The 12,685-nt window shown below is 59.9% G+C and carries 10 protein-coding genes, 1 pseudogene and 1 riboswitch; of the genes and pseudogenes, 1 reads left to right on the top strand and 10 read right to left on the bottom strand.

Annotation, left to right across the window (positions count from 1 at the left end; translation table 11 throughout):
• Window positions 1–472 precede the first annotated feature (472 nt).
• The 9 genes from HMPREF3009_RS04505 to HMPREF3009_RS04465 form a co-directional block, all read right to left on the bottom strand.
• Window positions 473–1,237: a hypothetical protein gene (locus HMPREF3009_RS04505; RefSeq protein ID WP_070680293.1), complete on the bottom strand. Its 765-nt coding sequence runs from the start codon at window positions 1,235–1,237 to the stop codon at window positions 473–475.
• 109 nt (window positions 1,238–1,346) lie between these two features.
• Window positions 1,347–2,537 (bottom strand): elongation factor Tu, encoded by a 1,191-nt coding sequence (gene tuf / locus HMPREF3009_RS04500; protein WP_046648489.1) that lies wholly within the window; start codon window positions 2,535–2,537, stop codon window positions 1,347–1,349.
• A gap of 363 nt (window positions 2,538–2,900) precedes the next feature.
• On the bottom strand, window positions 2,901–5,027 hold the full coding sequence (fusA, locus tag HMPREF3009_RS04495; protein WP_046648490.1) for an elongation factor G: 2,127 nt from the start codon (window positions 5,025–5,027) through the stop codon (window positions 2,901–2,903).
• 300 nt (window positions 5,028–5,327) lie between these two features.
• The gene (gene rpsG / locus HMPREF3009_RS04490; RefSeq protein WP_046648491.1) at window positions 5,328–5,795 is read right to left on the bottom strand and encodes a 30S ribosomal protein S7; all 468 of its coding nucleotides are present in this window, start codon (window positions 5,793–5,795) and stop codon (window positions 5,328–5,330) included.
• A gap of 6 nt (window positions 5,796–5,801) precedes the next feature.
• Window positions 5,802–6,173: a 30S ribosomal protein S12 gene (gene rpsL, locus HMPREF3009_RS04485; protein WP_005286791.1), complete on the bottom strand. Its 372-nt coding sequence runs from the start codon at window positions 6,171–6,173 to the stop codon at window positions 5,802–5,804.
• Between the two features lie 216 nt (window positions 6,174–6,389).
• The gene (locus HMPREF3009_RS04480; protein ID WP_049157363.1) at window positions 6,390–6,992 is read right to left on the bottom strand and encodes a nucleoside/nucleotide kinase family protein; all 603 of its coding nucleotides are present in this window, start codon (window positions 6,990–6,992) and stop codon (window positions 6,390–6,392) included.
• 54 nt (window positions 6,993–7,046) lie between these two features.
• Complete coding sequence (locus tag HMPREF3009_RS04475) at window positions 7,047–7,769, bottom strand: energy-coupling factor transporter transmembrane component T family protein (protein WP_049157369.1); 723 nt, start codon at window positions 7,767–7,769, stop codon at window positions 7,047–7,049.
• Window positions 7,770–7,872: 103 nt separating this feature from the next.
• A complete protein-coding gene (locus HMPREF3009_RS04470) occupies window positions 7,873–9,324 on the bottom strand; it encodes an ABC transporter ATP-binding protein (RefSeq protein WP_070517776.1) in 1,452 nt (483 codons plus the stop codon).
• Between the two features lie 114 nt (window positions 9,325–9,438).
• On the bottom strand, window positions 9,439–10,083 hold the full coding sequence (locus tag HMPREF3009_RS04465; RefSeq protein ID WP_070511301.1) for an ECF transporter S component: 645 nt from the start codon (window positions 10,081–10,083) through the stop codon (window positions 9,439–9,441).
• Window positions 10,071–10,182, bottom strand: a riboswitch (TPP riboswitch). (Overlaps the previous gene by 13 nt.)
• A gap of 264 nt (window positions 10,183–10,446) precedes the next feature.
• Here HMPREF3009_RS04465 and HMPREF3009_RS04460 point away from each other — a divergent pair.
• Window positions 10,447–11,478, top strand: a complete 1,032-nt coding sequence (locus HMPREF3009_RS04460; RefSeq protein ID WP_070517777.1) for an acyl-CoA thioester hydrolase/BAAT C-terminal domain-containing protein — start codon at window positions 10,447–10,449, stop codon at window positions 11,476–11,478.
• Window positions 11,479–11,898: 420 nt separating this feature from the next.
• Here the strand turns inward: HMPREF3009_RS04460 and HMPREF3009_RS04455 are convergent.
• Window positions 11,899–12,685 (bottom strand): annotated as a pseudogene (locus HMPREF3009_RS04455) (hypothetical protein); the annotation flags it as partial.

The raw sequence follows: 12,685 nt of genomic DNA, 5'->3' as shown, positions 1-12,685 counted from the left end.
GAATACCAAGAAGCACTAGCCAGACTCAACGCCGAAAAAGCAACCACAGCGCCAGCCCAGCCACCGGACCGACCACCCGACAGCAGCTAACACCCCAACACCAAACGCAAAAGAGTAAAAGCGCCGGTAACCTGCAACAAAGGCGCTCCCGATAGAAGAACCCGTCAGACAAGGCCATGCTGACGGGCATATCGGCGATCCCAAGTTGCGCTTCACTCGACGCCGGATACAACAGGGGCAGCCACGGCAGGATCCTTAAGCCCTTAAAGAACGAGACCTGGCAACCACAGCCAGGGTGACAGGGAACTTGGCGAACCCACGCAACGATTCAAGCGTTAACCTCACAGTTCAGTGGGCACATCGGCGATCTAAAACGCGGAACAGCGTGCTAGCGGCTATCTGCTCGAGAAGTGCAGAAGACCTAGCGGGTTACGAGCGTCGCGAGGATTTCGGCGCGCTGAACAGGGCCACGCTAGTAAGGCGAGGCGGACTCGTTCCAAGGCGCGGATTCAGCGAGAATGACCTCCTGGATACGCCCAAAGGTGTGCAGCGTGCCCCGGGAAAGGTGGACGCGAAACGGTTCCCCGATTTCCCCGGCCTCGATGGTGTGCCACGAGAAGTCGGTACGGATAAGCGCCCGGTTCTTGCGCTCCACGATGTGGAGGCCATGGTCAAGGATGATGGTTTCGGAATCGGTACGGATGAACCACACTCGGTCCCCCACGCTGCGCCGCTTAAGACCGGTCAGGTTGCGATGGTCTTCTCGCAACCGCGTAACGGATTCAACGACACCAAACCGATGCTCGAAGCCTTCGGCATCGGCAATCACGAGCGGTCGTCCTGGCCCAACGGGCCGGAGGGCTGACACTGTCCACGCCACCGGCTGGCCACGCTGCCCGTCCTTGGATATCGGTCTCACCACCGCCACAGACTCCGCCTGTCGGCTCTGCTCCACATTGCGAGGGGCCGCAGTCGTAGGGGCTAGTGTCACGCGGTGTGTGGGCGTAACGACGAGCCAGAGGCCCTCGGTGACGAGATTGACGTCGAGAGGCACAAGCGGGGGATGCACAGCCGCCATCGCCTCCAGCCGCGCGCTGAGTTCGTCGTCAGGCACGCCCCAGCCGTAGCCCTCCGCCGCCAACATGCCAAACAGGGTTCCCAGGGGAAGGTCCGGTTGGCCTTCCCACGCGGCGCGCAGTGCGGCGAGGGTGCGGTCAATGCGGGTTGGGTCGAACATAACTCTCAAGCCTAGTAGGCCCACGATCACCAAAGCCGCCCAACCCCATCAGGGATTGAGCGGCTCACAGACCTGCTAAATCAGGAAGGGCCTTAGGCCCTAGCAAGAATTAGCCCAGGATCTTGGTAACGCGGCCAGCGCCGACGGTACGGGAGCCCTCGCGGATAGCGAAGCGCAGGCCCTCGTCCATAGCGACCGGCTGGATGAGCTCTACGGACATCTCAACGTTGTCGCCCGGCATAACCATCTCGGTGCCCTCAGGCAGCTTGACGACGCCGGTAACGTCGGTGGTGCGGAAGTAGAACTGCGGACGGTAGTTGTCCATGAACGGGGTGTGGCGGCCGCCCTCTTCCTTCTTCAGGACGTAGACGGAACCCTCGAACTTGGTGTGCGGGGTGTAAGCGCCCGGCTTGATGCAAACCTGGCCACGCTCAACCTCTTCACGCTTGGTACCACGCAGAAGCAGACCACAGTTGTCGCCAGCCTCGGTGTAGTCCATCATCTTGCGGAACATCTCGATACCGGTAACGGTGGTGGACATCGACTTCTCCTTGATGCCGATGATCTCGATGTCCTCGTTGACGTTCAGGGAGCCACGCTCAACACGGCCGGTAACAACGGTACCGCGGCCGGTAATGGTGAAGATGTCCTCAATCGGCATCAGGAACGGCTTGTCCAGCTCGCGGACCGGATCCGGGATGGAGTCATCGCAAGCCTGCATCAGGTCGATAACAGACTGTACCCACTTCTCGTCGCCCTCAAGAGCCTTCAGAGCGGAAATGTGAACGATCGGAGCTTCCTCATCGTAGTCCTGCTCAGCGAGCAGCTCACGGATCTCCATCTCGACGAGCTCGATGATTTCCTCATCGTCAACCATGTCACACTTGTTCAGTGCAACGAGGATGTACGGAACGCCAACCTGGCGAGCCAGCAGAACGTGCTCGCGGGTCTGCGGCATCGGGCCATCGGTTGCAGCAACAACCAGGATAGCGCCGTCCATCTGAGCAGCACCGGTAATCATGTTCTTGATGTAGTCGGCGTGGCCCGGGGCGTCCACGTGTGCGTAGTGGCGCTTCGGGGTGGAGTACTCAACGTGGGAGATGTTGATGGTAATACCGCGCTCCTTCTCCTCAGGAGCCTTATCGATCATGTCGAAGGCGAAAGCGGTGTTCTCCTCCGGGTAAGCGTCAGCCAGAACCTTGGTGATCGCTGCGGTGGTGGTGGTCTTGCCGTGGTCGACGTGTCCGATGGTGCCGATGTTCACATGCGGCTTCGTACGCTCGAACTTCTCCTTTGCCACTGTTTGTCCTCCTGGACTCTATGGCGGCTACGTATTTCGCAGCCACGTGGTTTGTATTGCCATTGGCACTTCGAGCCGAAGCTCATAAGCGCTAATGACGCTTTCTTACGTGCCAGTTACACGATCCTAGATTTATGCCGCAGTTTTTTCAAACTGCCTAAATAGGAGGTAACCCCGCCCAACACGTGCGGACGTTGACCCTCGACAAGAATCAAATTAACGGATCCTGGGAGGGTAACGGCCGGCTCAACCCACATCAAGCGTGTGCGCTCAGCCGACCGCTACCCCAAGGCGCGGAACTGGTCTTCCACTGGCGAAGACTACCAGCCCCGCATGTACGCCTTTGCGGCAGGGGCCTAAAAGTTAGGCCTTGGCGCCGGTGCGCTCCTCGATGATCTCCTGTGCCACGGAGGACGGAACCTCAGCGTAGGAGTCGAAGACCATGGTGAAGTTTGCACGGCCAGCGGTGGAAGAACGCAGGTCACCGATGTAGCCGAACATCTCGGACAGCGGAACCTTAGCCTTGACGACCTTGGCGCCGGAGCGGTCTTCCATAGCGAAGACCTGGCCACGACGGGAGGAGATGTCACCGTTGACGGTACCCATGTACTCCTCCGGGGTCACAACCTCAACGGCCATGATCGGCTCCAGCAGAACCGGCTTAGCCTTAGCGACGGCCTCCTTAAGGACCTGGGAGCCGGCGAGCTTGAAGGCCATCTCAGAGGAGTCAACGTCGTGGTAAGCGCCATCCTCGAGGGTGGCCTTGATGTTCACCAGCGGGAAGCCAGCGACGAAGCCGTACTGCATGGCGTCCTGGATACCAGCGTCGACGGACGGGATGTACTCCTTCGGAACGCGGCCACCGGTGACGGAGTTCTCGAACTTGTAGGTTGCGGACTCGCCCTCTTCCAGCTCTTCCGGCTCCGGGTTGTACGGCTCGATGGTGACGATAACCTTTGCGAACTGGCCAGAACCACCGGTCTGCTTCTTGTGGGTGTATTCCAGGGACTCGACCTTCTTGCGGATGGTCTCGCGGTAAGCAACCTGCGGGTTACCGATGTTGGCCTCAACCTTGAACTCGCGCTTCATGCGGTCAACCAGAACGTCGAGGTGCAGCTCGCCCATACCGCCGATAACGGTCTGGCCGGACTCCTCGTCGAGGTGAACGGTGAAGGTCGGGTCCTCTTCAGCGAGCTTCTGGATAGCGGTACCCAGCTTCTCCTGGTCAGCCTTGGTCTTCGGCTCAATAGCAACCTGGATAACCGGATCCGGGAAGTCCATGGACTCAAGGATGATCGGGTTGTCCGGGTTACACAGGGTGTCACCGGTGGTGGTTTCCTTCAGGCCGATGAACGCGTAGATGTTACCGGCGTCGGCGTGCTCGACCGGGTTCTCCTTGTTCGCGTGCATCTGGAAGAGCTTGCCCACGCGCTCCTTCTTGTTCTTGGTGGAGTTGAGCATCTGCTCGCCCGGGATAGCCTGGCCGGAGTAGACACGCACGTAGGTGAGCTTGCCGAAGAACGGGTGCACGGCAATCTTGAAGGCCAGTGCGGAGAACGGCTCCTGGACGGAAGGCTTACGAGTCAGGGTCTCCTCACCGTCGAGGGAGGTGCCGTTGACCTCGCCGATGTCCAGCGGGTTCGGGAGGTAGTCAACAATAGCGTCGAGCAGCGGCTGGACACCCTTGTTGCGGTAAGCGGTACCGCAGAGGACCGGGTAGATCTCGGAGCTCACGGTCAGCTTGCGGATAGCGCCCTTGATTTCCTCAATGGTCAGCTCTTCGCCGCCGAAGTACTTCTCCATGAGCTCTTCGTCGGACTCAGCGACGGTCTCGAGCAGCTTCTCGCGGTACTCTTCAGCCTTCTCCTGCAACTCGGCAGGGATCTCCTCGATAGTGGCTTCGGTTCCGGTTTCTACCTTGCCGCGCCAGGTCAGCGCCTTCATGTTGATCAGGTCGACGACGCCATCGAAGTCATCTTCAGCACCGATCGGCAGCTGCATGACCAACGGCTTAGCGCCGAGGCGATCAATGATGGTCTGGACGGTGAAGTAGAAGTCCGCGCCCATCTTGTCCATCTTGTTGACGAAGCAGATACGAGGGACGTCGTACTTAGCAGCCTGGCGCCACACCTGCTCGGACTGCGGCTCCACACCTTCCTTGCCGTCGAAGACAGCAACAGCGCCGTCGAGAACACGCAGGGAGCGCTCAACCTCAACGGTGAAGTCCACGTGGCCCGGGGTGTCAATGATGTTAATCTGGTTGTTGTTCCAGAAACAGGTCACAGCAGCGGACGTAATGGTGATGCCGCGCTCCTTCTCCTGCTCCATCCAGTCAGTGGTGGCGCCACCATCGTGGGTCTCACCGACCTTACGGTTAATACCGGTGTAGAAGAGGATGCGCTCGGTGGTAGTGGTCTTACCCGCATCGATGTGCGCCATGATGCCGATGTTGCGGACCTTGTTCAGATCCTTAAGCACTTCTTGTGCCACAGTTAATACCCCAACTTAATTGTCGTCGACGCCGACGCCAGTTATGCACTGACGAAACATAGGTGACGTCTTCATGGATAGGTCTTGGTCTATTTTGCCACGTCTGGGCTTCTACGTCAGCGTGAGACGTGGAGCCCACGCCATAAAAATGGCCCGAACAACGCTATTCAAGTTTAGGTTCCGCACTGTTTAGCGTGGAGCGCTCCGCCAAGGGGAGCGAGAACACGCAGTGTCAGCGCAGGTAAACGATGATATCGCTGTTCGAGCCATGATGCCATGTGGCGGGTTATACCGGAGGGATTACCAGCGGTAGTGAGCGAAGGCGCGGTTGGCCTCAGCCATCTTGTGAGTATCCTCACGGCGCTTCACGGAAGCACCCAGGCCGTTGGATGCATCGAGGATCTCGTTTGCGAGACGCTCGATCATGGAGTTCTCACGACGCTGACGGGTAAAGGTAACCAGCCAACGCAGAGCCAGGGTGTTGGCACGTGCCGGCTTAACCTCAACCGGAACCTGGTAGGTAGCGCCGCCCACACGACGGGAGCGAACCTCGAGGTCCGGGCGGATGTTGCCCAGGGCCTTCTCCAGGGTGCCGACCGGGTCGGTACCGGTCTTCTCACGGCAGACCTCGAGAGCGCCGTACACAATGCGCTCAGCGGTGGACTTCTTGCCGTCACGCAGGATCTTGTTCACGAGCATGGTGACCTGCTCGGAGTTGTAAACCGGGTCCTTAACTACAGGACGCTTCGGTGCAGCATTCTTACGCATTGTTGATTACTGTCCCTTCTTTGCGCCGTAGCGGGAACGAGCCTGCTTACGGTCCTTCACGCCCTGGGTATCCAGTGCGCCGCGGATAATCTTGTAGCGAACACCCGGGAGGTCCTTCACACGACCACCGCGGACGAGCACCATGGAGTGCTCCTGCAGGTTGTGGCCCTCGCCCGGAATGTAGGCGGAAACCTCGATACCGGAGGTCAGGCGCACACGGGCAACCTTACGCAGAGCCGAGTTCGGCTTCTTCGGGGTGGTGGTGTACACGCGGGTGCACACGCCACGGCGCTGCGGGGAGCCCTTCAGGGCGGCCGTAGCAACCTTGGCCTTCTTGTCGTGGCGGCCCTTGCGGACCAGCTGCTGAATAGTTGGCATAAATCTAGTCTTTCTCTATGACTTCGGCTTGAACTGACCGCTTTCACACGTCCAAACATGCAAAAATAGGGGCTCTTCTCCGGGGCCCTTCCGCATGTCCAGAACGAATCTCTCCCAGCGGATGGTTGAGATACCGATCAGACTTTTCATCTCCTATAAAGATGAAACCTTGGACAGACTACCACCACCCCTTTGATCTGCCCAAATCCCCAACCGCTAGCGCCACTCCCAGGTCAGGTCCGCCTCCACCGCGCGCTCGGAGAAGTGTTCTTGTTCCTGCCTCTCCCAGGTTTCAAACCACTCTTCATAGCCGGGGTCGCGCTCTAGGGCACGCTCGCGACGCTTCTCGCGTGGCCCGTCGATACGGACCGTCACCACGGAGCCGCGCTCTTTGGCGGCGGCCACGGTTGCCTCGGTGACAGAACCCACGCCTTCGACAATCAGATCGTCGCGCTCATCCAGGCTCGCCCAATCCTTCGGTGCATTGGCTTCCCAGTCCCAACGCCAATAGCCCGGGTTATTCTCCCGCAGCACTTGCTCTGAAACCATCTCTGAACCCTCTTGCAGCCCATGCCAGCCGGGGTAGAACTCGTCAAGGTGGACTACCCGCCACCCGGTACGCTCAGCCAGCGCTGCAGAAGCCCAGGTCTTGCCGGCGCCCGAGGGGCCGTCGATAAGCACGGTGACCGGGCGCATCGGGCGCTTGCGCGACGCAGCGAGCGCCACCACATCGGCCAAGAGCCGATCCATCTCGGCGGCGTGCGTCTGGGCAGTGTCCTTACCGCTGTCCTGGTCGGCCGTGCGGTCCGCGTCCTGCATGTATTTCTTCACCACTTCTGGGTACGTCTAGCGTGCAGCTTTGAGAGAGTCGTCCTAGAGTCCGAAGAATCTCCAGGACCCACTGAGAACCGAAACTACCACCGGAAGCGCCGCAAGGCCCGTTCCCACCACCATCACCAGCCAGTCTCTGCTGGCAAGGCGGGACGGCCGCGCCCATGTGCGTTGCCCACCGCCCGGTGGGGTTCGCCCGAAACCGCGCGCCTCCATCGCCGTGGCCAGCTTGCCCCCGCGCCGCAGGGCTAGCACCAAGAGCCCGAAGGACATGGTGATGAGGTGCTTGATGCGGCCCTCGTCGGTCAGCCCACGCGCGCGCCGCGCCATGGCCAGGTACTGCCAATCGGATTTGAACAACGTCATCATGCGCACCCCGGCCACCGCACCGATGACGAAGCGGGAAGGTAGCTTGAGGATCTGCGAGAGGGCGTCGCCCAACTCCGTCGGGTCAATATCCCGCGCCAGCACCACCATGGGCAGCGCCACCGCCAGCACGCGCATCGTAATGGCGATGGCCAGCTCCATCGAGTTGTCCGTAACCGTGATCAGCCACCAGCTGAAGTACTCCCGCCCGCCCGGTGCGCCGTAAAGCAGCATCGAAATGCCGGACAACGGAGCGATAAGAAAAAGGAACCAGCCAGCTTTAAACAGGCGCGGCCACGACACCCCGCACAGGGGCGCAAAAACTAAAGTCATGGCCAAGGACACTGCCGCAGAGACCCAATCCACGGAGAGCAACAGCGGGCTCACCCACACGAACATGAGGAAAATTCGGGTCAGCGGGTTCACGCCGTGCAGTAAACCTGCACGGCCAGCACGATCGGCGCGACCAGCGCCGTCTGCGTTCGCCGACGACGTAGTTGTCTCAGCCACGGCTCACCTCCACTCGGTGGTCACCCAATGCGGAGATGAACAACGGATCGTGGGTCACCGACGCAATCGTCGTCCCCTCATCCGCCATGCGCCGCAGCAACCACACCAACTCGGTGAAGGTGTGGGGGTCTTGGCCGAAGGTGGGTTCGTCGAGAAGCAGCACCTCCGGCGCCGTGACCAACGCAGTGGCCACCGACAACCGGCGCTTCTCCCCTCCGGAGAGCGTAAACGGATTGGCGTTGAGCACATGCCCCAGGCGTAGTGCCTCCACGAGCTCCGCGATGCGCCCCTCCGGCACCTCGCGGTGCATGACACGGGGTGCCACGCGCAGCTCCTCTGCCACCGTGCGGGCGACGAATTGGTGCTCGGGATTCTGGAAGACGAAGCCAATGCGGTCCGCCAATTCCCGGGACTTCCACGTCGCCGGCGAGCCTTTCAGCCCCCGCCGCACGTACTCTGCCACACCAATCTCCCCGGCCACTGCTGGAAGCAACCCCGCCACCGTCATCAGCCACGTGGTCTTGCCCGCACCATTCGGCCCGGTAATCACCGTGGACATCCCCCGGGGCAGCGCGTAGCTGCGCGGCGGCCCGAAACGGGTGACCAGGTCCGTGCTCCACAGCGCCGCCGATTCGGGTGCTCTTCCAGTGCTGCTTGGCGACGTCCCGCCAGCATCCCGCGCCCGCGGCAAACCGCTGATAGAGCGCGAAGCAACAACAGCCTCCACGGGACCGTCGGCGACGATGCGCCCATCCTTCAGCTCAATCGCACGGTCAAGCACACCCCTCCACGCCGCGTGCTGGTGTTCCACCACGATCAGGGTGGCCCCGGTGCGCTCCACCATGGTGGACACGGCCTCAATAACCTCGCGCGCGCCCTCCGGGTCGAGGTTCGCCGTCGGCTCATCGAGCAACACCATGCCCGCGCCCATGGCAATCACACCCGCCAAAGCCAAGCGTTGCTTCTGCCCGCCGGACAGACGCTCCGTGGGAAACGACAAATCGACATACGGCCCCACCATCTCCAGCGCCGCCGACACCCGCTGCCAAATCTCAGAGCGCGGATAGGCCAAATTCTCACAACCAAAGGCAACGTCATCGCCCACGCGCGCGGCAATCACCTGGGAGTCTGGGTCCTGCAGCACCAAGCCCACCGGAATCGTCCGGCCGGGCGGCTCGATGTGACCAGAGGCATCCTCCAGCAGGATTTCCCCCACCCGGGTGCCCTCGTCATCGCCGCCCAACACGCCCGCAATGGCCGCCAGCAGCGTGGACTTCCCGGACCCGGAATCTCCGCACAGCAGGACCTTCTCCCCCGGTGATATAACCAAGTCAATATCCGCCAGCGCCGGCGCACGCCTCCCCGCATGCGTCCAGCCATAGCCGCGTGCGACAAGCTTCGTCGCGCCCGCGGACATATCTTCTACCGAACCCACATCAGCCATCAGAATCAGCCACCAGCCACCTTGCAACAGCCATTACTTCAGCTACCAGTCAATGCTCAGCATCAACAATCAACAAGCATCCACAGCAAGCAACGCACAACAAGCAACGTTTGCTTAAGCACTGTGCTGTTCGCGGCCGACCGCAAAACGGTCCAGCGCACCGGTCTTCGCCAGCGCATTGACCACGATGTAGCCCACGGCTCCTGCCAGAATGGCGCCGGAGATGCTCAGCGTGACGAGGTAGATGATGTTGAACTGCAGGGTCTTGCCCAGGTTTCCGGAGGTAAACAGCTCCAGCACAAACGCACCCCAGCCCGCTGCCATGCCGCCGAGCATCGCAATGCCCAGGCTAAAGCGACGGTAGAGGAAGATGGCCAGCACAATCTCCACACCAATGCCCTGCGCGATGCCGGAGTACAACGTACTAATACCCCACTGGGAGCCCAGCACCGCCGACACGATGGCCGCCAGCAGCTCCACGTAGAGTGCGGCACCCGGCTTACGGATAATCAAACCGCCAACGACACCACCAAGAAGCCAAATGCCGGTGGCAATGCCACCCAGGCCTGGCGTGAGCGCATCCATGGCCTGGAACCAGGCATAGCCCACCGTGTTCCACGCTAGGAACACGATTCCACACGCCACACCCAGCACGGAGGCCACCACGATGTCGACGACGCGCCAATTCAAACTGCGCGGCGCAGCAGCGCCATTCGCAGTTGCGCCATTAACAGATCCACCATGAGATACAGAGTTCATGATTCCTCCCTTTCGCCGGCATTATCCGGATCAGGTTCGACGGTTCGCCGCTGCGCTGCGGCATCTCAGCCTCCTCCGGAGACACCCATACGCAGCCTCAAAGGCAGAACACAGTGTGAACGAGGAAGCACCCGTGACGATGTTTAATTTGTTGTTTTATGTACAGCCGCCAGCACTAATAAGAACCGGCTCAGCACGCTCAAAAGCACTGACATCTTAGCAAGCCGGACCATTAAGAGCACACTGCAGCCTCACTACTCCCCCATGCCACCAGCACTCCATCAAGCCAGCGGACAACATTTCACCAACCAAAAGCATCAGTAAACTGGAGTGAAAGCCAATCACAAAGGATCTCGTCCCTCTATGCCCGCAATCAAAGTCATCTCCAAAGCAATCGGCATACCTCTTGTGTGCATCGCTGTTCCCGCCGCCGGTGTCTGTGTAATCCGCTCCATCAACTCCAGGCGTTTTGCTGCCCCCAAACCACCAGCAGGTGGCGATGATCGCATCCTCAAAGAAGAGGGCGTTTCAAGAATTGACGGCCGCTACATGAAGGGCTTCCACCTCACGCCGCTAGCCACCGGACAGGAACAACAATCCATACAGACACATCCAGGCACCGTCATCGTATTCGGCGGCTCGGACGGCGGTGCCAACGTGGAACAGGCACGAATGCTACGTGACGCCGGGTACGATGTGCTCGCCTTGTACTTCTTTGGCAAGCCCGGGCAAAAGGAATTCATCGACGGGGTCCCACTCGAGTTCTTTGACGAGGTCCTCGCCTACGCTGAGGAGCACGGCAACGGCAGCAGACCGCTGACTGTTATCGGTACGTCCAAGGGCGCGGAGCTTACTGGCAATCTCGCCGCCCGCTACCCGCAGATCGACAACATCGTTCTCTACACGCCTGCGCACCACACTTACGGCAGTCTGACTTACCAGCGCGGCAGCGGCTCCACGAGTAGTTTCTCCTGGCACGGTGAGCCCGTTCCTTTTGCGAAATTACAAGGAAAAGAAATGGGCAAGGTTATGCTCCGCTTCGCGCTTGGTCTGCCCGTGTCCTACCGCGCCGGCTATGAGGCCGACGCTGCTGCAGCCAGCCCCGAGTCTGTCATCGACCTGAGCAACTTCCAAGGCAACGGCCTTCTGTTCGCCGGCACCGAGGACGCCATGTGGCAAGGCGACGTTGCCGCGGAAGCTCTAGCCGCACAAAACCAGAACCTTGAGCCCCACATCTACAAAGACGCCGGCCACCTCTTTCACGAGAGCATCGACCAACTCATCGGCTCCTCCTGGAAAACAATGATGGGCGGCACAATCGCAGCCAACCGCGAGGCCAAGGTGGATTCCGACCGCATCCTGCTTGAACGCCTCAAGCAGTGGCACGAGCTTTAGAAAGCATACCCAGCATGGCAACAAAAGCCGCGACAAACGAAGACTAAGGCGATTTCATCAGAAGACGACGGCGAATCACATCAAAACACAAAAATGTACCCCGCCGCGTCCTCTGACCTACGCGACGGGGTACTTGCACACCGGCAAAGATGCCAGTGGCCATGAGCCTCCACACACGCAGCTTAAGGAAAGGAAAAGCTTCGGTGGAGACCCAAGACTTAATGAAATAACTAAATGTATTTCGGAAATATCAAATAAACAAAAGTATCAAACAAATACAAGCAAGTTGAGAACTAGGGGTTGCTACCGGAGTCTTATGCCCCGGCAGCAATGCCCTACTCCATCAACTCTCAGGTTGGGTGGGAGGTTAACGCTCCTCCCTTAGCGGTGTTGTTAAAGGAGACACATCCTACGGTTCTCTTAGTTGGAGGAACCCTCGCCAGCACCCGGTGCACAAGCATCAGCCAACAGGCCGATAGCCAAAGCACCAGCAGCAATCAGAGCCACAGCACCAGCAGCCTGCTGGTAATCAGCACCGAAGCGCTTCAGCTGAGCATTGATGCCATTGACCTGGTCAGCCAACGGGCCGTTGAACAGACCAGCCTGCTGCTGCAGACGGGTGTTCAGATCCTGAATCTGCTTGTTAATCGGAGCAACAAACTCCGACAGACCCGGAATGTTCATCTGGGAAGCCAGACCAACCGGAATCAGGAACAGCAGCGGGATACCGATACCAAGGCCGGTGTTGATGCAACGCTCAGACAGGTTGGAAGAACCAGCCCAATCGGCGGAACCATCCGGCGTACCTGGCTTATCCACCTTGCCCGGCTTGGAGTTCGGGTCATTCGGATCGGTCGGCTTACCGTTGTTCTTGGAGCCAGTGACCTCATCACCATCATTGGTGCCGTCACCATCGGTATCAGCCTTAGTCGGATCCGTCGGAGCACCCTTCTCACCCGGCTTAACCTTGTTGCCGTCCTTATCGAACGGGTTCTTGGAACCAGTAACCTCGTCACCATCCTTGATGCCATCACCATCGGTGTCAGCATTGTTCGGATCGGTGCCAAGCTCCTTCTCCTGATCGTCAGTCAGACCATCATTATCGGAGTCCTTGCCCTTGCCATCCTCACCCGGCTTGTTCGGATCAATCGGCCAGGACGGACCAGGAACGATCGGCTTAGACGGCTTGTTTGGCTTGGAGTTCGGG

This window comes from Corynebacterium sp. HMSC034H07 (assembly GCF_001815175.1).
In the GTDB taxonomy this organism is placed as follows: domain Bacteria; phylum Actinomycetota; class Actinomycetes; order Mycobacteriales; family Mycobacteriaceae; genus Corynebacterium; species Corynebacterium hiratae.
The sequence above is the reverse complement of the archived record's forward strand: the minus strand, read 5'-3'. Positions and strand labels throughout refer to the sequence as shown.

Excerpts from the sequence above, each read along its gene's own strand:
- HMPREF3009_RS04505 (WP_070680293.1), bottom strand. The coding sequence starts at position 1,237 with ATGTTCGACCCAACCCGCATTGACCGCACCCTCGCCGCACTGCGCGCC.
- rpsG (WP_046648491.1), bottom strand. The coding sequence starts at position 5,795 with ATGCGTAAGAATGCTGCACCGAAGCGTCCTGTAGTTAAGGACCCGGTT.
- rpsL (WP_005286791.1), bottom strand. The coding sequence starts at position 6,173 with ATGCCAACTATTCAGCAGCTGGTCCGCAAGGGCCGCCACGACAAGAAG.
- HMPREF3009_RS04480 (WP_049157363.1), bottom strand. The coding sequence starts at position 6,992 with ATGCAGGACGCGGACCGCACGGCCGACCAGGACAGCGGTAAGGACACT.
- HMPREF3009_RS04475 (WP_049157369.1), bottom strand. The coding sequence starts at position 7,769 with ATGTTCGTGTGGGTGAGCCCGCTGTTGCTCTCCGTGGATTGGGTCTCT.
- HMPREF3009_RS04470 (WP_070517776.1), bottom strand. The coding sequence starts at position 9,324 with ATGGCTGATGTGGGTTCGGTAGAAGATATGTCCGCGGGCGCGACGAAG.
- HMPREF3009_RS04465 (WP_070511301.1), bottom strand. The coding sequence starts at position 10,083 with ATGAACTCTGTATCTCATGGTGGATCTGTTAATGGCGCAACTGCGAAT.
- HMPREF3009_RS04460 (WP_070517777.1), top strand. The coding sequence starts at position 10,447 with ATGCCCGCAATCAAAGTCATCTCCAAAGCAATCGGCATACCTCTTGTG.